The sequence below is a fragment of the Psychrobacter sp. genome, from assembly GCF_018260395.1.
Classification (GTDB): Bacteria; Pseudomonadota; Gammaproteobacteria; order Pseudomonadales; family Moraxellaceae; genus Psychrobacter.
This window is the reverse complement of record NZ_JAGLBC010000003.1, coordinates 18,344-42,348: the sequence shown is the minus strand read 5'-3', so window position 1 is coordinate 42,348 and position 24,005 is coordinate 18,344. Positions and strand designations below refer to the sequence as shown.

18 protein-coding genes and 1 pseudogene are annotated in these 24,005 nt (G+C 39.3%); 12 read left to right on the top strand and 7 right to left on the bottom strand.

Going from position 1 to position 24,005, the window contains the following annotated elements; genetic code table 11:
- Window positions 1-292: 292 nt before the first annotated feature.
- The 4 genes from tolQ to QZ265_RS00710 all read left to right on the top strand — a co-directional run bounded on the left by tolQ (window position 293) and on the right by QZ265_RS00710 (window position 3,797).
- Window positions 293-1,033, top strand: a complete 741-nt coding sequence (tolQ, locus tag QZ265_RS00725; protein WP_296402391.1) for a protein TolQ — start codon at window positions 293-295, stop codon at window positions 1,031-1,033.
- Window positions 1,034-1,045: 12 nt separating this feature from the next.
- The gene (gene tolR, locus QZ265_RS00720) at window positions 1,046-1,501 is read left to right on the top strand and encodes a protein TolR (protein ID WP_296402389.1); all 456 of its coding nucleotides are present in this window, start codon (window positions 1,046-1,048) and stop codon (window positions 1,499-1,501) included.
- Between the two features lie 17 nt (window positions 1,502-1,518).
- Entirely contained in the window at window positions 1,519-2,388 is an 870-nt protein-coding gene (locus QZ265_RS00715; RefSeq protein WP_296402387.1) for a cell envelope integrity protein TolA, read from the top strand.
- 92 nt (window positions 2,389-2,480) lie between these two features.
- Window positions 2,481-3,797, top strand: a complete 1,317-nt coding sequence (locus QZ265_RS00710; RefSeq protein ID WP_296402385.1) for a hypothetical protein — start codon at window positions 2,481-2,483, stop codon at window positions 3,795-3,797.
- Between the two features lie 399 nt (window positions 3,798-4,196).
- On the opposite strand, the gene QZ265_RS00705 is transcribed toward QZ265_RS00710, so the two are convergent.
- From QZ265_RS00705 to QZ265_RS00695, 3 genes are all read right to left on the bottom strand, one after another.
- Window positions 4,197-4,805, bottom strand: coding sequence for a flavodoxin family protein (locus QZ265_RS00705; protein ID WP_296402383.1), 609 nt, complete (start codon window positions 4,803-4,805; stop codon window positions 4,197-4,199).
- A 166-nt stretch (window positions 4,806-4,971) separates the two neighbouring features.
- Window positions 4,972-5,970 (bottom strand): polyphenol oxidase family protein, encoded by a 999-nt coding sequence (locus tag QZ265_RS00700; RefSeq protein ID WP_296402380.1) that lies wholly within the window; start codon window positions 5,968-5,970, stop codon window positions 4,972-4,974.
- Window positions 5,971-6,018: 48 nt separating this feature from the next.
- The gene (locus QZ265_RS00695) at window positions 6,019-7,242 is read right to left on the bottom strand and encodes an RluA family pseudouridine synthase (protein ID WP_296402378.1); all 1,224 of its coding nucleotides are present in this window, start codon (window positions 7,240-7,242) and stop codon (window positions 6,019-6,021) included.
- Window positions 7,243-7,543: 301 nt separating this feature from the next.
- Between QZ265_RS00695 and QZ265_RS00690 the strand changes: the two genes are divergently transcribed.
- The 8 genes from QZ265_RS00690 (at window position 7,544) to QZ265_RS00655 (ending at window position 19,246) form a co-directional block, all read left to right on the top strand.
- On the top strand, window positions 7,544-8,734 hold the full coding sequence (locus QZ265_RS00690) for an outer membrane protein assembly factor BamD (protein ID WP_296402377.1): 1,191 nt from the start codon (window positions 7,544-7,546) through the stop codon (window positions 8,732-8,734).
- A 167-nt stretch (window positions 8,735-8,901) separates the two neighbouring features.
- Window positions 8,902-11,373 carry a DNA primase gene (gene dnaG, locus QZ265_RS00685; protein ID WP_296402375.1) on the top strand — a complete coding sequence of 824 codons (2,472 nt, stop codon included), beginning with the start codon at window positions 8,902-8,904 and terminating at the stop codon, window positions 11,371-11,373.
- Between the two features lie 363 nt (window positions 11,374-11,736).
- Window positions 11,737-13,611 (top strand): RNA polymerase sigma factor RpoD, encoded by a 1,875-nt coding sequence (rpoD, locus tag QZ265_RS00680; protein ID WP_296402373.1) that lies wholly within the window; start codon window positions 11,737-11,739, stop codon window positions 13,609-13,611.
- Between the two features lie 226 nt (window positions 13,612-13,837).
- Window positions 13,838-14,098, top strand: coding sequence for a DUF493 domain-containing protein (locus QZ265_RS00675; RefSeq protein WP_296402403.1), 261 nt, complete (start codon window positions 13,838-13,840; stop codon window positions 14,096-14,098).
- Window positions 14,099-14,717: 619 nt separating this feature from the next.
- Window positions 14,718-16,994 carry a class 1a ribonucleoside-diphosphate reductase subunit alpha gene (gene nrdA, locus QZ265_RS00670; RefSeq protein ID WP_296402371.1) on the top strand — a complete coding sequence of 759 codons (2,277 nt, stop codon included), beginning with the start codon at window positions 14,718-14,720 and terminating at the stop codon, window positions 16,992-16,994.
- A gap of 195 nt (window positions 16,995-17,189) precedes the next feature.
- Window positions 17,190-17,870 carry a hypothetical protein gene (locus QZ265_RS00665; protein WP_296402369.1) on the top strand — a complete coding sequence of 227 codons (681 nt, stop codon included), beginning with the start codon at window positions 17,190-17,192 and terminating at the stop codon, window positions 17,868-17,870.
- A 406-nt stretch (window positions 17,871-18,276) separates the two neighbouring features.
- The gene (locus tag QZ265_RS00660) at window positions 18,277-18,921 is read left to right on the top strand and encodes a pyridoxamine 5'-phosphate oxidase family protein (protein WP_296402368.1); all 645 of its coding nucleotides are present in this window, start codon (window positions 18,277-18,279) and stop codon (window positions 18,919-18,921) included.
- 37 nt (window positions 18,922-18,958) lie between these two features.
- The gene (locus QZ265_RS00655) at window positions 18,959-19,246 is read left to right on the top strand and encodes a YciI family protein (RefSeq protein ID WP_296402366.1); all 288 of its coding nucleotides are present in this window, start codon (window positions 18,959-18,961) and stop codon (window positions 19,244-19,246) included.
- A 232-nt stretch (window positions 19,247-19,478) separates the two neighbouring features.
- On the opposite strand, the gene QZ265_RS00650 is transcribed toward QZ265_RS00655, so the two are convergent.
- The 4 genes and pseudogenes from QZ265_RS00650 to dctP form a co-directional block, all read right to left on the bottom strand.
- Window positions 19,479-20,288, bottom strand: coding sequence for a DUF5020 family protein (locus tag QZ265_RS00650; protein ID WP_296402364.1), 810 nt, complete (start codon window positions 20,286-20,288; stop codon window positions 19,479-19,481).
- A gap of 1,002 nt (window positions 20,289-21,290) precedes the next feature.
- Window positions 21,291-22,592, bottom strand: a pseudogene (locus tag QZ265_RS00645) (TRAP transporter large permease subunit).
- Window positions 22,593-22,633: 41 nt separating this feature from the next.
- Entirely contained in the window at window positions 22,634-23,170 is a 537-nt protein-coding gene (locus QZ265_RS00640; protein WP_296402363.1) for a TRAP transporter small permease subunit, read from the bottom strand.
- Window positions 23,171-23,288: 118 nt separating this feature from the next.
- Window positions 23,289-23,987 (bottom strand): TRAP transporter substrate-binding protein DctP, encoded by a 699-nt coding sequence (dctP, locus tag QZ265_RS00635; RefSeq protein ID WP_296402361.1) that lies wholly within the window; start codon window positions 23,985-23,987, stop codon window positions 23,289-23,291.
- Window positions 23,988-24,005: the final 18 nt, after the last annotated feature.

The following is a 24,005-nucleotide window of genomic DNA, read 5'->3' as shown; positions in this document are numbered from 1 at the left end:
ATATAGCCATTTTTAGACCATAACTTATTTAAGTTGTAAATAGGGACACGCCCTAACTAGATAACTAATTAATAACAACGATTTTTTAATGACTAACTGCTATGATATCTACACATTAACCTCAACTATTGCCAAAATTTTGGCTTAACATTGAAATAGTAGAACCACCTTAGGTTCAGGTATAATGTAGCGCTGTTAGCGTAAATATCATCCAAATTTTTGCCAATTTTATTTTTTGCTTGTTTTAATTCCCTTTTATATTTAGTGTTTTATCTCATTGAGTGAGTCATTCATGTCAGAGTTGCCAGATTCAATAAACCTTATTAGCCTTATTAGTCATGCTAGCCTACTCGTTCAGATTGTTATGGGGATTTTGTTGTTAGCCTCAATAATTTGTTGGGTGCTAATTTTTCGTTTAAGCGCTCGATTGGGCACAGCCAAACGTCAAGATCAACACTTTGAAAACTGGTTTTGGTCAGGTGAGGATTTGGCAAAGCTTTATCAAGGCATCCAAAATTCCCCTGATCGTCATGGATTGGCCAATATATTCTACGTGGGTTTTTCAGAATTTTTACGAATGAATAAAAAGCGTCAGCCAAAAGACCATATCATTGATGGTGTTGAACGTAAACTTCGTGTAGGACTGGGCCGTCAACAACAGACTTTAGAGTCAGGTTTGGCAGTATTGGCAAGTATAGGTTCAGTATCGCCTTATATCGGTCTATTTGGTACAGTTTGGGGGATCATGAATGCTTTTATCGGTCTATCTAAAGCCTCTCAAGTTAGCTTATCTGCCGTGGCGCCTGGTATCGCTGAAGCCTTAATTGCCACCGCAATGGGTCTATTTGCAGCTATTCCTGCTGTCTTAGCTTATAACCATTTCACTGCAAAAGCGGCGGGTATCTATGACAGTCGTGCCTTATTTTGTGATGAGATGACAGGTATGCTACAGCGTGAGACCCATGAAACAGTAGCCACATCAGCAGATGACACCCTGATTGGCAGTCAGAACGTTCGGTCGCCACTGGTATAAAAGGAGCACTGTATGAAAGCTAGCCCCTTTTCTCGTCATAAAAAAGAGCTTAATGCCTCTATGAACGTGGTGCCCTATATTGATGTAATGCTGGTACTGTTGGTTATCTTTATGGTCACTACGCCTATGCTAACTACTGGGGTAGATGTCGATTTACCTAAAGCAAGCACTGAGAATATTGCTTCAGGGGCTCAAATGCCTGTCATCGTTTCGCTAAAGAGTAATGGTGAAATCTATATGAGCTATGAAAACAATATAGATATGCCAGTGCTTGAAGAAGCTTTAATTGAAAACTTAATTGCTTTACAAAAGAACTCAAATGGCAATGATGTTCAGGTGATGATAAATGCAGACCAAAATAATCAGTATGGCAAGATTATGCAGCTCATGGCCAATTTACAGAAAGCAGGGGTCAAAAAAGTAGGCTTATTAACTGGCCAACCCCTACCTTCTGATATCAATCAATAGTAAGTGAGACTAGTACCGTGTTAAATCGAGCGCCCAGCGTATATGTACCTGTAGAGCCAGAGGACAATGGTATCGCAATGCCGGCCATTTTAAGCTTAATTGTACATGGAGCTGTCTTGGCTTTGATATATTTTACCTATCAAGTTCCTGAGATTGATAATAAAGCTATCGAAACCACTATTATAACCCCAGAGGAGCTTGCAAGTCTCGAGGCTAATATTAAAGCTAAACGTGAGACTATAGCTGCTGGCGGGGTTCCTGAAACACCTGAAATCAGTACTGAAACTGTACCATCTACAAGCAATGATTCATCCTCCAGTGCTGATGACTCCGTATTTTCTAGAAGCCTCTCATCTGTCTTTGGTCGTACGCCTGATAGGCCTGAAGCCGCTTCAACCAACAGCATAGACAATGAACCAGTTTACGAACAAACAATTGAACCAGATGTTTCACCTGCAACAGAAGAGGCGCCAACGCCTTCTTTAGCATCAGATAATACAGAGAATCCGCAGACCAATAAAAGCCCTTCTAACAGTACTACAGAGAGCGCTAAAGTAGGTCAACTTGAAGCTCAATTTCCGGCCACTTCGGTAGATAAAGGCGCAAAAGGTTCAGCTTCAACCAAAAGCAAGGGTCAAATCGCCTCTGACCTGCTAAACTACATTTCCCCCAGATGGAATCCTGATCAAAAATTTGTTGGTACTAAAATTACAGCCTATATTAAGGTTGATGATAATGGTAATGTACTTTCAGTGACTACCAATGCAAAAGATAAGGACCTTGGGGATTCGCTTATTGAAGCGATTAAACAAGCCAGTCCATTAACGCCTATTGCTGGATCAGGATATACAAAGCTAGAGCCAGTATTTGTCGTTACTAGAAAATAAAAACCAAGCTGTTATTTTTCTTCATAGCGTTATCTACAAGCTTAAAAAGCTTAATTTATTAAAATAAACTTAGAATCTATTGGACTTTTATAATGATTTCACTTTATCAAAGACGCGCATTTTCAAATAAACTTTCAGCTATATCTGCGATAAGTATTGTTATAAGTAGCTTAACCCTGCCAGTAATTGCACTTGCAGCAGATGAAGATGATGACGTTATTCGTTTTACAGTAGAGAAGCAAGTAGAAGTTGCGAATACCCAAGTGGCTTTCGTACCTTTTGCTGGCGATCGCAATGTCTCCAACATTATTCAGTCTGATTTACAAGCATCGCCTTTACGAGTCACAAGTGAAGGCTTAATTGGTCAGCCCCATAGCCGAGATGAATTGGCCGCTACACTACCTGCATGGCAACAATTGGGTATTCCTTTCATGGTTATCGGTAGAAGTAACACTGTTGGAGACAATACAACCCTTACTTTTGAAGTTATTGAAGTATCAAAAGGCAGAATCATTAAAGGCACCCAAACCGTTACTGATGCCGATAGCAAGACTGCCGCCCGTAAAGCTTCTGGTCGTATCTATGAATTAATTACTGGTAAAAAATTAGATTTAAATGCGCGTATTATCTATGTCGAAGAGAACGGTACCGGTAAATCCAGAACTTCATCCCTCATATTAATGGATGCTGATGGCAGTAACAAACGTGTGCTCGCAAAAGTGGTTGATGCTATAATTTATAGCCCTTCGGTGTCACCTGATGGCCGCTTTGTAGCCTATTCTGTACAGTTAAAAGACAATACGGCCAATTTATGGAAACAAGACCTTAAGACTAACCAACTGACTCATCTTGTAGACCTAAAAGGCAGTAGCCTCAATCCTAGCTTCTCTTCAGATGGCAGTAAAATTCTTTTTTCAAGTACAATAAGTGGTGATGCAGATATTTACCGCATCAATAGCACTGGAGGTAAGCCTGAGTTGGTAATGTCTGGCCCATATGACCAAGTTACCCCAACTTATGCGCCTAACGGTAGCTTTGTTTATGCCTCAGATCATGCCAGCCCTAATCGTCCTAGCTTATACCGCTATAATTTCTCCGGTTCTCCAGTACAAATTTCACGTGGTGGTTACTCAACCAATCCGAATTATAGCCCCGATGGTACTAAAATTGGTTTTTTAAGTGGACGAAGTGCGGCGATTATGAGTAGCAACGGCGATATTATTGCAAATTATGGAGCAACGGGGCTAGATGAAGCCCCTAAATTCTCACCTACTGGAGAACGCGTGGTTTACTCTCAAGGTGCCAAGAAAGGCAATATCGTAATTCGATATATAGACGGTGGAAAGACTATAACGCTACCTATTGACGGTATTGCCAAGTCGCCTACCTGGGTACCAAGTGGACAATAGCCTTAACTTTTTAATTGTTTAAGAAACACTTATACTCTAATGATATGAAACAACCTTGGTTCAAACTAAAGTTGTTTCATAGTTTTATTATTCATTGTTTTAAGCTTTAGCTTGCCGCTGTTCTTTGGCAATGTGAGTGGTTTGAGATAATGTTAGCTTTTTATCTATTTAATAAGAGATTGACTATGTATTTAACGGCTAAGAATTCTTTATTTATAATAGTCATATCTTGCTTAGGCATTATTTTATCAGGTTGCCAAAACATTCAACTGGCAGAAAGCCCAATTCCTGTAACCGCAGAATTTAAGACCTTCACTACTTATAATGCTACTTCTAACTCATATATTTCATATAACGCTAATGCTTCAAAGTAAGTAAAACCAAACTGTCAAACATGCCTTAAGCCATAAACTTAGGAGGCTGGTTTATTAATGTTTGTGCCAAGTGCTCCCCAAATAACTTTGCGGTATTGATATCCCCCTCTCCTGGCGTAATCTCAGGGGGTGCGTCACCGGATTGGGTCATTAAACCTAAGAAACTTGACAGACGATTTATGTCATTTTCTGTATGGCCGGTTGGCATTACCGGTAATCCTGCCCAGTTCATACCGTGCTGCATGCTGAACAAACAAATTTGCTGAAGTACTGCTAGCTTGTCCCCACTTAGACCGCCAGAGTTGGCAAAACCTGCCGCCCACTTGCCATGCCATTTACGGTGATACCAACGTTTAGAAGTACTGTCCATAAAAGTCTTAAATTCAGCGGTAATACTTCCCATATATACCGCACTACCAAATATTATCATTTGCGCAGCATCAGCAAACTCCCAATCCATGTCATCAATATCCAGTGCTCGGACCTCAACTTTATCCATAGCATACTCTTGAACACCTTTCTCAATAGCATGGGCTACTTTGCGGGTATGCCCAAAATTACTGTGATAAATAATAGCAATCTTTAAGGCCTCAACTGGCGTGCTCGAATTTATAGAACTTGAGTTATCAGTCATGAGTGGGATACATCCTATTTTGATATAAAGGGCCGTGTTAAAGCAAATAATGTGCTTTTTGACCTAACTTAATGATATAAGGCGCTATTTAACCTAACCTGAGCTGATATTGCAAATTTAGCTAACAATCTACTACACAGCTAACTTAGAGCTAGCTTTAACCCGTTCAGGCGAATTTGATAATCAATAAGGCCATCCGACCAGTATTATTTTCACCCAAATGAGTTTTTCTACGATATGAGTAATAGCGGCTGTCTGCATAGCTACAAGCCAATGCAGAACTTAACTCTTGTCCGTCTTTCTTTTCATCAAATGATGCCTCAGCTGATGAACCAATTGGAGCTTCAACTTGTATACCCAACTGGTTTAGCTGTAATTTAGCAAGCTTCGGCAGATCTAGCCATGCTTTATTGGGGTCATCATGATTGCCAACAATTTTGTGTCGAACCATTTCAATGTCCATGCCCAATTTTTCGCATCCCATCACTAACTTATCAACCACTTCTTGGGAGACTTCATAACAAGCTTGACTAATACAAGCACCTATCCAAGCTTGCGGTGTAGTTTTAAGTAGGCAAATGCTAGATGTAGCGGAGTTAGAGGTGCTAGTATTTAATTCCTCAAGAGCTGAAGTTTGCTTATTACAACTGATCTTATGTTTATTAAGCTCATAAAAAGTTTCAAAGATAACGCCGTTTGCCAACCCTTGCCAGCCGGCGTGAATTGCAGCGGTTTGTCCTGATTTTGGGTCATAAATCACAATAGGCACACAGTCAGCAGTCATAATGGCCAAAGCTTGGTTGACATGATTTATGATCATTGCATCAGCTTCAGGTGCACTTAATGACCCTTTATATGGCTCATTTTTATCAATGCGAATAACTTTATTGCTATGGATCTGACTCAGCCAATGTATCACTTCAACGGTTGACTTATGATGACTTGTTGCTAAGTACTCATTAATTAACTGCAATAGTTGAGCTCTATTATGCAGCACATTTATAGGATCATCATGGACATGCAGACCCAAATTAAAAAGTCCATAACTATTACTTTTCGCAGTAGCATCGGATGCCAACTGTACGCCTGCATTGGTCTGAATAATCAAAACCTTATCACTGTGAGCTAGTATTTGAAAAGGCTCTTTATGAGTTAAAATTGGCATAGTCATCACCAGTTAATATAGTCAATAAGCATCACACTCTACTATCGCCTACTCACGTAGGATTTCTGCTAATTTAAGGATATCTTCGGGTAAGGGCGCCGTTACCTCAATATCCTCACCTGTCTCTGGATGCACGAACCCTAGCTGATACGCATGCAAAGCTTGACGGGGAAAACTTAAAATCGCTTCACGCTGTTCTTGTGTCAGACCTGCTCTTAACTGCTGACGGTTACCATAGACATTATCACCAATAATAGGATGACCAATATGGCTTAAATGCACACGTATTTGATGGGTGCGACCTGTCTCTAGCTGTACATCTAGCAAGCTATAATTATCATTTAATGGCGTGATGGTCATAATATGAGTTATGGCGGGTTTGCCCACACTGGTAACTGTCATTTTGGTGCGCTGATTGCGATGACGTCCTATCGGAGCATCAATAGTACGTTGCCTTTTCAAACTCGCAGCATCGCCAGCCACGATACATTGATAATGACGATAAACTGTTTTATCTCTTAATTGATCCTGCAACTTCAGTTGCGCCGCTTTGGTCTTACCTATTACCAGTAACCCAGAGGTGTTTTTATCAATGCGATGCACCAAACCTGCTCTGGGTAGATGAGCTTGATGTGGATAATGATATAATAACCCATTCACTAAGGTACCAGTCCAGTTACCAGCGCCAGGATGCACCACCATACCCACGGGCTTATTAATCACTAGCACACTGTCATCTTCATAAATGATATCTAAAGCTATATCTTCAGGTTGATCGGAGCCATGTTGCTCAAGTTTCGCCTTTAGTAAAATATGGTCGCCTTCTTTCACTCGATACTTTGGTTTCTCAACTTTGCCATTAATAGTCAAATTGCCTGATTTCATCCACTCTTGAAGTTGAGAGCGAGAATGATCAGCAAATAGGTCTGCCCCAAGCTTATCAATGCGCTGACCTGCCTCTTCATTAATGACCATATGTTCAGCATGTACGTCTACTATTAGATTCTCAATGGTACTTAGATTTGATTGTTCATCTTGGCTGTCTATATCCTCTAATTCATCATCTAATTCGTCCTCTAATTCATAATCAAAGTCTTCCGCTTCAAAATCTTCCTCCTCTACGTCCAGATCCGATTCACAGTCTTTATCCAATAGTAAATCTGCTCGGTCTAAGGCTTCATCCTTTGAAGGTGGCACAGTTTCTGAAGCTATTGTATTTGACGAATTAGTTTGTGAAGACATTGAATTGGAAGAATTAGTAATTGAAGACATAGCAAATGGGACCAAATTAAGTGATATATTAATGTGCTAAGTGTAGCATGATTTGGACTTTTCTTACTGCTTTACCTTTAATGCTTAAACCATTTAGAAAAGCTAAAATAAATGTTTTCAAATGAATTAAACCTTTAAGTTCGTCATTGTTAAAGTTTTATCATGTCATATACTTATTGACTAACAACAATACAAACACCATTGAGATAGCAATAGCTTTATAATGCTATACCAAAATATTATGGTAGCGTGCTACACTAGACCCACTAAAATTTGACTAAAATATTCTGCGGAGATTTCCATGCAGCGTTCTTCAACTTATTTGATTACTGCATTAACCCCTAATACCCCTTATTCTTTTCGTAAGACAAAGCTAACTTTGGCATTATTAACTGCTGGTATGTTGAGCTTATCGGGGTGCCAAACGCTAAAAAATATTACTGGCAAAGACTCGGATGCGGTCGCTTCTGCACAAAAAACAGATGCTCAGTATTATAAAGAAGCGGTTGATTCGATAGACAAAGGACGCTACCTTTATGCATCAGAGCAGTTAACAGAACTACGTACTTTTTATCCAACTGGTCCCTATGCCGAGCAAGCGTTACTAGATTTGATGTATAGCCAATTTAATACAAAGGAATATGCGTTGGCGGCAACCAGTGCTGAACAATTTATTAAACTATATCCTCGTAACTCACAAGTTGATTATGCCTACTATGTACGCGGCGTGGCTAATATGCAGGAAGGTACCAGTAGTTTATTAAGTATCGCTAAATTACAACAAGCGCATCGTGATACCTCTTATTATCGTTTAGCATTTAGCAATTTCCAAGAATTATTGGCACGTTTTCCTAATAGTAGCTATGCCCCAGATGCTGCTCAACGTATGATATACATATATAATCAATTTGCCGAAAGTGAACTATCAGCAGCTCGTTGGTATATCAAGCGTGAAGCATATGTGGCTGCAGTGAACCGTGCAAGATGGGTGTTTCAGTATTATCCTCAAAGCCAACAAGTTCCTGAAGCAATCGCCATCTTAGCTTATAGTAATGAACAGCTTGGTCTAAATGATTTGGCACAGCAATATAAGACTTTATTACAAATTAACTATCCTGAATGGCTCACACGTGATGGTAAAGTACGTATAACCAATAACCGTGCCGGTAGCTTATTAAACAGAATAACTTATGGTAAATTAGGGCGTTCTGATAAAAATAATGTTTCTGACACAGCTCAAAACTCTGAGTACACCGGAGCTACCAAACTCCAAGTCATTGAGCAAGCTGCTCAGTTACAGCTTCCGTCAGACAATGCAGCATTAACTAACCGAAGCTTACCTACTGTAGATACTAACCGTCAGGGCGTTAAACTTGGTCTTGGTTTACCTCAAGATACAGCTACTGGTCCTGGTACAGGAAATGCAACGATGCCACAGACCCGCATTGCTAGTCCTAAAGATATGTACCCTGAAAACATTAATAATCAATAAACTGGCGTCTGACTAACCCTTGAACGCCACGCTGTAAAATTAATACTTATAAGCCACTTTATAGGCATATCCTTTAAAGTGGCTTATCTGTTTAAAAAATTGCAATTTAACTTTATTCATCCAACTTTTTTGCAAATCAGTTTTATCAAGTAAGGCCAAACATAGTTATGAGCATCCCTAATCATATTCTTGATCAATTAAATAGCCAAGCCGATCTGGTAGGGATTATTGCTAAACACACCACTTTAAAACGTGCTGGTAAAGAATTTAAAGGTAACTGTCCTTTCCATGGTGAAAAGACACCTTCTTTTTATGTTAATCCGCAAAAAAATGTTTATAACTGTTTCGGTTGTGGCGTGGGTGGCAATGCCATCAGCTTTTTGCGGGATTACGAAAATCTAACTTTTATGGAAGCGGTAAGAGAATTATCTCGTCAAACAAGTATTGAGATACCTAAAGAAGACAATAAAGATTTACGTTATAAAAAAGGACCAAGACAAGCTGTTTCTGTTCAAAATAATGAAAATTCGCAGCCCGCTCATTCTAATCCTAGTTCGCCGCGCCATTTAGATTCTTTGGGTAATCCATCTAATCCTCCAATCGAACCTAGCAATTCGATAGCTACTAAAGATACTTTTAACCGTGATCATCAAGGTGTTGTGACGCAAAATGACTCCGCGCCTTCTGTCCTTAACAATCTTGGCAATCCTGACAATAGCAATATTAGCAATTCAAATAGCTATCCAAATAACCCTAACCATCCAAACAGCCATCCGAATGCTAAAACCGATAAAGATAACGGTGGCTATATTGATGAGAGTAGCTATTATAACTCAGCGCCGCCTTCGGACTCTGTTTCAGACCCAGTTTCAGACTGGGACATTGGCTTTTATTCAAATGATGTAGGCGGCTTCGAACCTAGCCTAGATTCTAGCCTTGATTCTAGCTTAGATTCGATGCCTGACTATCCAAACTCAGCATCGCACCCACACGCTCAACTTGAGCCTCAACATCAATCTCAACAACCTCAAGCTCAACACCCTCAAGCTCGATTACAACAGGTCAACCCTGTCAAAAATCAAGAAGGTGACCTGTACGACCTATTGATTAGTATCTGTCAGTTTTACCAAAATAATTTGCAAGAAAATTCGCGCGCTATGACTTATTTTAAAGAGCGCGGTTTAACCGATAAAATCATTGATGAGTTTAAACTCGGATATGCCCCTACGGGCTGGCAACATTTAGAGCAAGCTTTTCCACGAGATATAGAAGGTTTGAAGGCTTTAGGATTAGTGCGTCAATCCGAAAAAGGGCGTGATTATGACTTATTACGCGACCGAGTTATTTTCCCTATCCGTGATAATCAAGGGCGGGTTATCGGCTTTGCTGGAAGGGCTTTAGACAATGAAGTAAAACCTAAATACATCAACTCTAGCGACTCTCCTGTATTTCATAAGCAGCATGTTCTATACGGTTATTTTGAGTCAAGACATCATCGAGCCAATGATTGGCTAGTGGTTGAAGGCTATATGGATGTCATCGCCTTATATCAAGCAGGCATATATGGGGCAGTAGCCTCGATGGGGACCTCTATCAATGAGAGTCAAATTGCTCGTTTATTGCAAATGAACCCCACTTTAACCTTATGTTTTGATGGTGATAGCGCAGGTCAAAAGGCTGCTTGGCGAACCCTCGAAGTTGCTTTACCAGTTTTAAGCGATGACAAAGAACTGCGCTTTTTGACCTTACCTGGCGGGCATGACCCCGACACTTATGTGGCCATGCACGGAGTTGATGCCATGCGTGAGCAGATAAAAAACGCCATGCCTTTGTCCCAGTATATTTTTGCTTATCTAAGCGAGCGTTATGACTTGAGTTTGGCAGAAGGCAAAGCCAAACTGATGTCGCAAGTCAGACAATTGACCAATAACTTGCCTAAAGGCTCAAGCTTTAAGTATTTGCTTAACAATGATATCTATCAAAAACTTGGTGGTCGAAAAGGTCAAAAAAATTCAGCACACGATGCGCTATTGGATTTTGACAGTGACATGACGGTCAGCCGAATGCTTGAACTATGTTTATTGTTTTCACCTAATTTAATGAAAGAAGACCCTATTGAACGCATATGGCAAGAGTCTGGTGTTACAGATATTGAGCTGTGTGAGAAACGTTCAAAACAAAAAACAGCAGATAATGCACCAGCCACTTCCCCTATTGAGATGTCTATTGACTCAAGCGATAATAAAGCTTCTATACAAGCGCCACCTCTACCCAGTTGGCAAGATTTTGATAATACTAGTTTGGTCCAGCTTACAAAAACAATCAGCTCTTTAGAGTCTTATTTACCGAAGGATACCAATGCTGCCGCTCACTTTATACTTGCCAATCTGCCAGCCAATACTCAACAATCCTTGGCCAAACGTTGGCACCCATTTTGGTCCAATTTAAACCAGCGCGGTATCATTGATGTCGATGAACTGGTTGATGATTTGCTGATACAGCTTATGTTAAATGCCTTATCAAAACAAATGTCACAATCGAAGAGTATTATTATCATCAGACACCTAAATCGTCAACGTCAGACCTTAATGAATTGGTCAAAACAACAGCAAGCTATACAAGCCAATAAAAAGGTTTAAAGTCGCTACGATGGACTTTTTGATCCATGCTAAGTTATTGGTTCTAAACACAATATAACAAATGACTTTAAAAAAACGTTTATGCCCCCATATTATTATTATCACGGGGTTGAACAAAAGTATTTATAAGACATATTTACAGGTTTGTTTTTACTAAGAATATCCTTATTTGCGGTGCTGTTTTGGATATTATGTTATAATGTCGGACTAATATTTTTTCTTTGGCTACAGATTTGGTTGCTCAACTTACCATAAATAGCATTTGCAATTAATGCAACGATAAGACAACAATCTGGCCTATTAAAAACTCATTGCACCCTAACTCTACCTTTAACCTACATCTTCTATTGCAAGCGAGATATTATGACCGATAAGGCAGCCTCTCAATCTACCTCTCAATTAGCCACCCTTATTCAAATGGGTAAAGAGCAAGGCTATTTGACTTATGCTGAGCTGAACGACCAACTTCCCGCCTCAATTACCGAAAGTGACCAAATTGAAGATATCGTTCAAATGCTTACGGATGTTGGTATTAAGATTTTTGAATCAGCACCTGATGCTGATGATATATTAATGAACGATGGGGCCAATGATGATGAGATGGCCACTGATGAAGCAGCGGCTGTATTGGCTGCTGTAGAAACAGAACCTGGCCGTACCACTGACCCTGTTCGTATGTATATGCGTGAAATGGGTACTGTCGATCTACTGACCCGCGAAGGCGAGATTGTTATCGCTAAGCGTATTGAAGAAGGTATCCGTGACGTTCAGCATGCTATGGCGTATTGGCCAGGTACCGTTAAATTTATTCTTAATGAATATGACTTAGTTGAAGCAGGCGAGAAGAAACTTTCTGATGTTATTACAGGTTTCTTAGATCCTGAAGAGCTTGAGCCTGTTGAAGTTGAAGAAGAAGAAGTGCCCGTTATCACGACTAAGTCTATCGTTAAAGACTTAGATGTGGATGATGAAGACGAAGATGAAGCAGACGTTGAAGATGAAGAGGATGCCGAAGAAGCTGGTGGCCTAGATCCTGAACTAGTTCGTCAGCGTGTTGAAGAAATTCGTGAACTATTTGTAACTGCAAAACAAGCTTTAGCAGATTATGGCCGTGGTAGTCCACAAGCCCAAGAAGCGTATGCGCAGTTAGCAGATCGCTTTATGCTATTAAAACTAAATAACCGCATGTCTGATAACGTTATGGCAATTATGCATGACGTGTATGACGATGTTCGTAAGCAAGAGCGCCAAATCATGCGCTTGGTGATTCGCCGCGGTAAAATGCCACGTAGTGAGTTTCGTAAGACTTTTCCAAGTAATGAAACCAACGTTGATTGGTTATCGGATCGACTTAAAGGCAATCCTAAATTTTCAGATAGCTTGGCTAAAGTGGTTGATGATGTGGTTGTATTACAGCGCCGTATCCGTGACCATGAAGACAAATTAGGCATGCAAATCAACGAGATGAAAGAAGTGGCTCGTCGTATGGCCATAGGTGAAGCTAAAGCTCGTCGTGCAAAAAAAGAGATGGTTGAAGCCAACTTACGTCTGGTTATTTCTATTGCTAAAAAATATACCAACCGTGGATTACAATTCTTAGACTTAATTCAAGAAGGTAACATTGGTTTAATGAAAGCGGTTGATAAATTTGAATATCGCCGTGGTTATAAGTTTTCAACATATGCTACATGGTGGATTCGTCAGGCAATAACTCGTTCAATTGCTGACCAAGCTCGTACCATTCGTATTCCGGTGCACATGATTGAAACTATCAATAAAATCAACCGTGTATCTCGTCAGCTTCTTCAAGAAATGGGTCGTGAACCAACACCTGAGGAATTAGGCGAACGTTTAGAAATGGACGAAGGCAAAGTTCGTAAAGTGTTAAAAATTGCCAAAGAACCTATCTCTATGGAAACACCTATCGGTGATGATGAAGATTCACACTTAGGTGATTTTATTGAAGACCAAACCATTTCAAGTCCTGTTGAAGATGCAACTTCAGCCGGTTTACAAGAAGCCACTAGAGATGTATTAGGCAATTTGACTGAACGTGAAGCAAAAGTATTGCGCATGCGTTTTGGTATTGATATGCCAACAGATCATACCTTAGAAGAAGTTGGTAAGCAGTTTGATGTTACTCGTGAGCGTATTCGTCAGATTGAAGCCAAAGCTTTACGTAAGTTACGTCACCCTTCTCGCTCTGAACATTTGCGTTCATTCCTAGAAAACGACTAATATGTAACATGACTACACTTTGAAAGAAAAGCTGAGTCATCTCAGCTTTTTTTATGATTAAAAATAGCTTAAATTGTCTTTATAGACTTTTATTAAGCTATATCCAATACAACTATGGATACCAGACGGGAACCTATCTATGTCAAACAATAATCCAAATTTAAATATTAACCAAGGTTTAACCTTACACTCAGACCCTACTGCTAAAAAAACCGATATTCAAAATATGCATCTTTGGGAATTCCCAATGGATTATCCAATGAGCATTATTGGTCATGAAGGCGAACATGACACCCTTCTTAATGAAGTTAAGCTAATTTTAGGCACTCAGTTTCCACAATTCGATACTGAGACTTTAGTGGTCAAAAAATCTAGCACGGGTCGCTTTACATCAGTTCGTGCTAAGCTGTATTTTACTGATGCACAACAAGTTAATGACCTATATGCAGCTTTACACAAGGCACCAACAGTTCGCACTGTGGTCTAAACCTGTTAGAAATATTTCCATTGATTTTATTTAAATGGCATTCTTCTAATATAGTTTATACAATTTAATGTAATGTACTTATAATCTAAATATTTCTAAATATATTTTCTATTTAATAGAGCAGTTTATTCTGCTCTATTTTTTTTGCTAAAAATTCAAACTGTCTTTTAGCTATCAGTTTTAACTAAACCTTCTAATTAGCACTTCTAACTATCACTTCTAACGGTCACTTCGAACTGCACTTCGAACTGTTACTTTTTTTTGATTATTTTTACATACGACTATGACGGTTACAATTTTTTTAAAAAAAATTTTTATTAGATATTTTTCAATTAATTTACTTGACACGTTCTGTAAGCGATACCCTATCGGCAGTTGCAAATTTGCAACTATTCATGATGGCTAAATGTTCATTTCAATCAGGGTAATTGAGCTTGTAAGTGTCACTTTGTCAAGATAGCAATTTTAGTTTTTTTCCTTTATATTGTGCCTACATCACATAAACCACCCTATATCTTGTGTTTCAATAAAATGACAGGCACTAAATATAGTTAGGTAATCTTTACCAACAGTGGGACGATTTAATCGGGTCACAAGGCATCAATTAGCGGAGACAGCAATGACAAATATGGATAAAATTAATGTAATGAAACGAGACGGCCGTTTAGAGCCAATCGATTTAGATAAAATTCATAAGGTCATAACCTGGGCTGCTGAAGGATTAAATAATGTTTCAGTTTCTCAAGTAGAATTGAAATCTCATATCCAGTTCTATGATGGTATCAAGACTCGTGATATTCATGAAACCATCATTAAGGCTGCTGCCGATCTCATTAGTGAAGACACCCCTGATTATCAATATCTAGCAGCACGTCTTGCTATCTTCCATTTGCGTAAGATTGCCTATAATCAATTCGAGCCACCACATTTATACGACCATGTGGTCAAATTAACTGAATCTGGCAAATACGATCAGCATATTTTGCAAGACTATTCACGTGAAGAGTTTGATCAATTAAACGAGTATATTGATCACTGGCGTGATATGACGCTAGCCTATGCAGCTGCCGAACAGATGGCCGGTAAATATTTGGTACAAGACCGCGTTACCAAGACCGTATTTGAAAGCCCTCAGTTCTTATATATGCTAGTCGGGATGTGTCTGTTCGCTTCGTATGAGAAGTCTGAGCGTATGCACTATGTGAAGCGCTTTTATGATGCCAGCTCACAATTCAAAATATCACTACCTACTCCGATTATGTCAGGCGTTCGTACCCCTTCTCGTCAATTCAGCTCCTGCGTATTGATTGAGTGCGGCGATAGCTTAGACTCTATTAACGCCACTACAAGTGCTATCGTACGTTACGTATCACAACGTGCCGGTATCGGTATCAATGCTGGCAATATCCGTGCTTTAGGTAGCCCTATCCGTGGCGGTGAGGCACAGCACACTGGTTGCATCCCTTTTTATAAGCTGTTCCAAACTGCGGTTAAATGCTGCTCTCAAGGGGGTGTTCGTGGTGGTGCAGCGACCTTATTCTATCCACTATGGCATTTAGAAGTAGAGTCATTATTGGTACTTAAAAACAACCGTGGTGTAGAAGACAACCGTGTGCGTCATATGGACTATGGGGTTCAAATTAACCGCACTTTATACACACGTTTAATCAAAGGTCAGAACATTACTCTATTCTCTCCTTCAGATGTACCAGGTTTATACGAATCTTTCTTCGCTGATCAAGACAAGTTTGAAGAGCTCTATACCAAATACGAACAAGATGAAAGCATCCGCAAGCGTCAGATACCTGCTACTGAATTGTTCAGCCTAATGATGCAAGAACGTGCCAGCACTGGTCGTATTTATATTCAAAACGTTGACCACTGTAATACCCATAGCCCATTTGATCCAAGCGTGGCCCCTATTCGCCAGTCCAACTTATGTATGGAAATTGCTTTACCTACCAAGCCATTAAACAACATCAATGATGAAAATGGTGAGATCGCTTTATGTACTTTATCAGCGGTTAACTTAGGTGAAGTTGAAAACCTTCAAGATATCGAAGAGCCAGCGGAGTTAATTGTCCGTGCTTTAGATGCATTACTTGATTATCAAGACTATCCGGTAAAAGCGGCTGAGAATGGCAGCATGAGACGCCGTACTTTGGGTGTTGGCGTGATTAACTACGCTTATTATCTAGCTAAAAATGGGGTTAAGTATTCTGACGATTCAGCGCTAGGTCTTACCCATCAAACATTTGAAGCGCTACAGTATTATTTATTAAAAGCGTCAAACAAGCTTGCTAAAGAAAAAGGTGCTTGTCCTGCATTCAATGAGACCACTTACTCACAAGGCATCTTACCGATTGATACCTATAAATCTGACCTAGATAAAGTGTGCAACGAGCCACTGCGTTTAGACTGGGAAGCCTTACGTAGCGACATCGTCGAGCATGGTCTACGCAACTCTACCTTATCTGCGTTAATGCCATCTGAGACGTCAAGCCAAATTGCCAATGCTACCAATGGCATTGAGCCACCACGCGGTTTGGTATCTGTTAAGGCGTCTAAAGATGGTATCTTAAAGCAAGTTGTGCCTGATATCTTGAACCTAAAAGGTCAGTACGAACTATTATGGCAAATGCCTAACAATGATGGTTACCTGAAGCTGGTTGCAATTATGCAGAAGTTCATTGACCAGAGTATTTCTGCCAACACTAACTATGATCCCACGCATTATGAGGGTCAACGTGTGCCAATGAAGATATTGCTAAAAGATCTTCTCACTGCTTATAAACTTGGTGTGAAAACCTTGTATTACCATAATACCCGTGATGGTGCTAATGATGCACAGGCCGATATTGATGATGGTTGTGCGAGTGGGGCTTGTAAGTTGTAGTATTTGGTAGCTAATCCTGCCATCCGCTTGTATCTGCTGACGACAATGGCGTGCGAACTATCGTGTCTAGGTGTGTTGCTGTTATCACGACACCACTCCTATCCACAGTTCGCATCGCCATTGTCGTCAGCAGGATACCGCTCCTGTCAGGGCTATTGGTTTTCTCGATGACTATTTATTGATATAGGTTAAGTTATGTTCGTTGTACCAATTAAAATGGTTAGTACTTTACAAACTTTAAAGTTTTTTAAACCAGTCGCTAGAGTTCTCATGGTCATGGTTGCTGAAAATAAAAAGCTCAAGTTTATAAAGTTTTTAAAATATGTAAATCTCAATCTTGAAAATATGTCTAAGGAAGAACATAGAGAATTAAAAAAAACAATAAACTCTAATGAAGGTCGTAAATTGTTATTTAAGTACCTTGAAGAAGTGACCAGTATAGATAGTGATATTGCTATGATGGCACTAACATTACTTTTTTGTGAAGATCCAGAATTTGATTTTGACTTATTTTATGAAGTATTGATCTTGAAAGCATTAAAACAATTAGATGACCAAACAATTAATTTTTTTATTAGAGCTACTAGAGATGTTGAGTTACAGAAGAATAAAAAACTACCTTATGACCGTGTAACTGTTTCATCAAATAGCTGTCTTTTAGATGAAAATTGGAATCAAGAATCAGTTGGAATTGTTATAAGACAACTTCAAGAACTAAACTTACTACTGCCTGATCCTTGTTCAACTTCACCTTATGCAGGCAGTGATGACAACTGGATGGTTGAATACGGTATTAGTGATAATACTAGGAAAATTGCAAGTCTATTTGATAAGGCAAGATTATTGAGTAGTGAATATGAATTACAGCAAGCATAGCGTGGGTGCAACGAAGTGAAACCCACGGATTGAATAATAACTACGTTTACAAACAGTTCAATGAATCTATAGATAGAGTAGGAAGATTGGTTTCGGAGAATAGCCTAGCTCGTCGTGGGTTATCACCCACGCTACCGTAAATCGAACAAAAGCTCAGCCAGCCATAAGAAACAACCCGAAATATTAGACAACCTTACAACCTAATTAGAGTTATGCAGAATTTGTAGCGTGGGTGCTACGCAGTGAAACCCACCAAATAAAAAACTCCACATCAATGGTTATCGCCCACCCTATTATCTAAATACTTTTAATGAAGTCCTTTAAATATAAGTATTTAGATAAGTCAGCTCATAGTTATGATACGATGATGTAAACCCTATAGGCTGATCTAAGGCAGATTTATTAAATGGATAAAATTAAAAGGCTAGCGGATAAAGCCGATTACTCATTACAAACTGCATATGACATTTTAGATGCTAATACCCTATGTCATATCGCTTTTATTGATGATGACCGTCCTATGTCGATCCCAATGGCTTACTGGCGTATAGACAATAGTATATATTTTCATGCCGCTAACAAAGGTCGATTTGAAAAATCCACAATCGGTAAGAAGATATGTGTGTCTGTTGCGACTGTAAAGGAATTTGTACTAGCAAGAAGTGGCTTTGAGCATACTTATAATTATGAGTCAGTTGTAATACATGGTGTACCCACTAGTGTTGACAACTCAATAGAAAAATATGAAGTATTAAAAGCGTTTATTGAAGGGCTATACCCAGATCGATGGTCACAGCTGAAAGCAATTAAGGACTCTGAGCTAAGAGCGACTAAAGTACTGAAATTGGATATTGAAAATTTTGCCTGCAAGGTACGACAAGGTGCTCCAGATGATACTTCAATGGGTACTGACTACCCTGTCTGGGCAGGAGAGATACCCATTAATCAATCATTGGGTAAGCCTATTCAGGATGGCATATTAAAAAAAGGCGCACCAGATAGTCCTCTATCTTTTGTTTACCTTGAGACTTTAAAAAGGTTTGAGCATTGAGAGCAAACGCACACTACTTAAAAGATAAGGTATCAAAATGTTCATTATCAACCTAACCTATAAAACCGAACTCGAAAATATTGAACGATTTTTGGATAAACATATTGAATTCCTAAACGAGCAATATGAATTGGGCAATTTTTTAGCGTCTGGCGCCAAATTACCAAGAACGGGCGGAATCATTTTATCGAATGTAAAATCAAAATTTGAACTAGAATCAATTATTGAAAAAGACCCGTTTAAAATAAATGACCTAGCGGATTATGAAATGATTGAATTTATACCTAGCAAAACTTCTAACGAATTGACATTTTTAATGGAATAAAAAGAACCGTAGCATGGGTGCAACGCAGTGAAACCCACGGATTGAATAGCGATTACGTTATTAAATAGTTCAATCAATTTATAAATAGTAAGTTCAATTTTGCATAATAGTTTAGCTTGTCGTACGCTATCACCCACGCTACTATACTGTTTAAATATAAATAAAGAGCCCATTTGGGCTCTTTTTTTTGGTTTGGTGTTTACTCGATTTGTACGGCTACGGCTATTATAGGTTAAAAATGAAATTTAACTAACGCACTAGGTGCGCTTTGATTGACCCCATCGATACCGTATTTATTGTTCCAATAGCTGTATTCGACGCCAACTTCCAAACGATTATCAATATCTAAAGCGTCTTGTAAGTTGTATTTGATTTGCGGATTAATATGGATGTTGTCTTCACGGTCATCATTGTTAAAGGCATAGTCAACATAACCTTCTAGTACAACGTTATTTTTCTCCCAACCATAGGTCAAGGTAATTTGTTGGTCGTCATCTGTATTGTCATTAAATGCATGATATAAGGTGGCTGACGCATATTTCATATTAGGAATTGGCAAGTTTAAGTCTACCCCGATACCTACTAAATAGTTGTCTTGGCTAAAGCCGCTACTGTTTGAACCAAACTCATACGTACCCGCAAGGTTTATTTGTTTAATAAGGCCGTTTTTGTAGTTCCCAAGTTTAAATTTGGGAGACAGCTCACCGTATGTCTCTTTAAAAGTGGCGCCTTCATCATTTTTGTCGCCTTGATGACGGTCTACAAAGAAGAACACCCCACCCCAATCATGTGCTGAGACATGCTCTAGCGTAACCGTGGTTAATTCTCCATCCTCTACCAGCTCATAGTCACTGCCGTATAAGGCGGATATGCTGGTGTCAGAAAAAAAGGTTTTGGCTTGAGCAGTGCTCATCAACCCTAGGGATCCAATAGTGACGGTTGCTAACATCACTGATTTTAAACAGACTAGATTAAGTGTCGATAGTTTACAAGCGTTTGCATGCGCTTGCTTTGATACGTTGTTTGGGTTGTCAAAATGCACAGTATATCCTTTTAATTTGTTAGTTTGTGCATGAAACAAAGCAAAATTTGAAATAGGATTTCCCTATTCTTTTCATTGCAATAATCATGCCTTACTATTTTTAAGGTTTAGATTCCGTTAGTATGGCTAATGTCCTATTCAAGGTGTTTTAATACGATAAAATATAAATATCTAAGAGAAAAATATATCGAATATAGTGTGAAAAAAACTTCAATTTCACTTATTTATCTATATAAAACATAGTCTTACGATAAATTTGATATAAGGCATTTACTAACAGAATGGTGGTTAACAACCAAACTTTTTGATGAGTTATATTAGGTTTAGAATTCTGAAAAGCGGTTAAAAAATATAACTGACCATTTGGTCAAGATTGATACTACTACAAAAAATATACATTTGGTAGGGTTTTTGTCATAAAAATGATAGAAATTCTATCAAGTGCATCAAAACTTACTTTTCGTTATCTTAAAAACTCTGGTGGTTAGGCAACCTATTCTCTATAAATCAAAGTTGCTAATATGCTTGTGAAGTTAGGCATTAGAATAGTTATAAAGTTTAGATTTATTTGTATACATTGATAGATGACTATGAACATAGTAAATGCGGTAAGGCTTGCTTGGGTTTTAGCAGAATAAATATTGAAGTAGATATGAGCTATTGAAGCTATTCTAAGCAGGCATGGTATGAGTGCAACGCTTTGAAAACCTCGTGTTCAACTTCGCATCGAGCAAAGCTTGATTGACTCGACGATAGCCGCCTTGGGGAGTGGTTTAGCCCCGATTGAAACGGATATACTTGGCGCAACACGGCGATGCAGGTGCTTAGCCAGTGGCGGTATCGTCGCGCAGGAACGACACTGGCTATTAGCACCTGCTGCCGTGCCAGCCAAGATAGTAGTGAAAAGCGGGATTAGCTCTAAGTAAATGATATAGTGAGCGTAAAAAAAGGGTCTGTTGGCATACAACAGACCCTTTTACTATTTAAGACTTCAACTTAGCATCATAGTAAGGCTGTCATACCAAACACAGCTGGGAATACCGCAATTAACATCAACACAAACACTTGAATACCAATAAAGGGCAGCACCCCTTTATAAATTTGGGTTGTTTTAACCTCTGGCGGTGCGACCCCCTTTAAGTAAAATAGTGAAAATCCAAATGGCGGGGTAAGGAAGGAGGTCTGTAGGTTCATCGCGATTAAAATGGCAAACCATAATGGGCTGATACCTAGTATCACAGATACGGGCAATAGAATAGGCACGATGATATAGGCTATTTCGACAAAATCAATAAAGAACCCTAGGATAAAGATCGCCAGCATGGTGAATATGACAAAGCTCCATTTTCCATCACCCGGTAAGTTAAGCAAGAACTGCTCTACTAGCTCTTCTCCACCCGTGTAATTAAACACCATTGAGAACGCCGTCGCCCCAATTAAAATGGCAAAAACCATTGAGGTAATTTTAACCGTTTCTTGCGCAGCGGTTTTTACGATATCAAACGAGAATTTCCTATATAGTGCGCCCAGTACCAATGCACCGACACAGCCAACGGCTGAGGACTCTGTGGCGGTTGCCATACAAGAGAAGATAGAACCGAGCACCAATACGATAAGCGTTAATGGGGGCACAATGTTTTTTAAGGCTTCAAAGATTAAGGCTTTTTTATTGGTCGCGCCTAATTCACTGGCAGGTATGGCAGGGGCTGCTCCTTTTACGAAGAATGCGAAAACTAAAATTTAAACAATATACAGACCAACTAATAATAAGCCAGGCCATACAGCCGCTTTAAATAAATCACCCACCGGTACCTGAAAGACATCCGCTAAAATAATCAGTACGATAGAGGGCGGGATAATTTGTCCTAGCGTACCAGAGGCACAAATGGTACCGCAGGCAAGCTCTGGGCTGTATTTGTGCCTTAGCATAATCGGTAAGAAGATGACCCCCATCGATACCACTGACGCACCGACAATACCGGTTGAGGCCGCTAACAAAGAGCCTACCAATACGGTTGAGATAGCAAGACCACCACGGATTTCGCCAAACAGCTTCGCCATCGACTCTAGTAGCTTCTCTGCAAGACCTGTTTTTTGCAAAATGACGCCCATGAAGATAAACATAGGTACGGCCATTAAGATGGTATTTGTCATGATAGACATGATACGAAACGGCATAAAATCAAACATATCAAGCGCTGAGGCAAAGCCGTCACCGAGATTAAAGTCTGTTTCTACTAGCCCTGCAATAATGGCAAACATTAACGCCACCGCCGCAAACGTAAACGCCACAGGAAAGCCCATTAGGAGCATGACTAAGGCGGTAAAAAACATAATAATACCAATCATGACTTTTCTCTTTTGAGCGTATTTTCATTTAACTTATATTCTTGTAAGAGGTTTATTTGTTTTATCAGAAAACCTATGGCTGATATAACAAGACATAAAAAACTCAAAGGAATGAGTGATTTTATTAGCCAGCGATGGGTTAAGCCTCCCGGATTACCACTTGCCTCAGCTGATTGATAGGATTCTATGACATAATCTATAGATCCATAACCAATAATTATGGCAACGGGTATTATAAAAATTAGCGTACCTAAAATATTGATATAGGCTCTTTTGGGTATGTTTAAGTTGTCGTAAATTAGGTCGACTCTCACATGAGCATCTTGTTGTAGCGTGTAAGACATGCCTAATAAAAATACGATTGAAAAGAGGTGCCATTCTAGTTCTTGAAAACCAATGCTACCTACGTTGAAGAAATATCGCATCACCACATCATAAAATACGTTTGCAATCATCAATACTAGAATAACTGATGTTAAATTCCCTATTGCGATACCAAAGGTATCGAATCCTTTTTCGATTTGCTTGAGCATATATCCTTTATCCTTTTTAACAAATCTTTTGTAAAAAACACCAAAAATGCAAATGTGCATTTTGGTGTTATAGTCCTTTTTATAGTTTTTAGATGTTGAACATAAACAAACTCATAGACTATTGATTGTCTTGAATATATTGATAATCAGACATTTTGCTCCATGCTCGTGCTTTTTTCTGATACGCGTTTTGAGAGTCGATAATCTCTTTCATGAGCGGGTTATCTTTCACCATTTCGCCGACGAGTCGATTGTTAATTTTTTTGAGTTCATCCAGTACCGCAGGTGGCATGGTTTTTATTTGCACATTGGGTGCTTCAGATTTCATCTTATCCAGAAACTCAGCACTCATATACTGAGTTCTTACTGACATATCATCTGCAGAGACACGCATAGCCGTTTTTAAAATTTGTTGCAGGTCTGCTGGCAACTTGTCATAGGCTTTATCGTTAACAAAATAATGTAGCTCTGCACCTGGCTCATGCCAACCGGTGTAGTAATATGGCGCAATTTTATGAAAGCCCATGGTAATATCCATTGATGGGCCTACCCACTCAAGCGCATCAATAGTACCGCGATCTAAAGCCGTGTATAACTCGCCACCCGGAATGGTGGTTGGCACCGCACCCGTTTCAGCAATAACTTCACCTGCAAAACCAGGTATACGCATTTTTAGACCTTTAAAGTCGTCTACCGTGTTGATTTCTTTTTTAAACCAACCTCCCATTTGCATGCCTGTGTTACCCCCTGGGAAAGGAATAATATTATGCGGTTTATACACTTTTTGCATCAGCTCCAAACCACCACCGTAGTACATCCAACCTTGCTGTTCAGT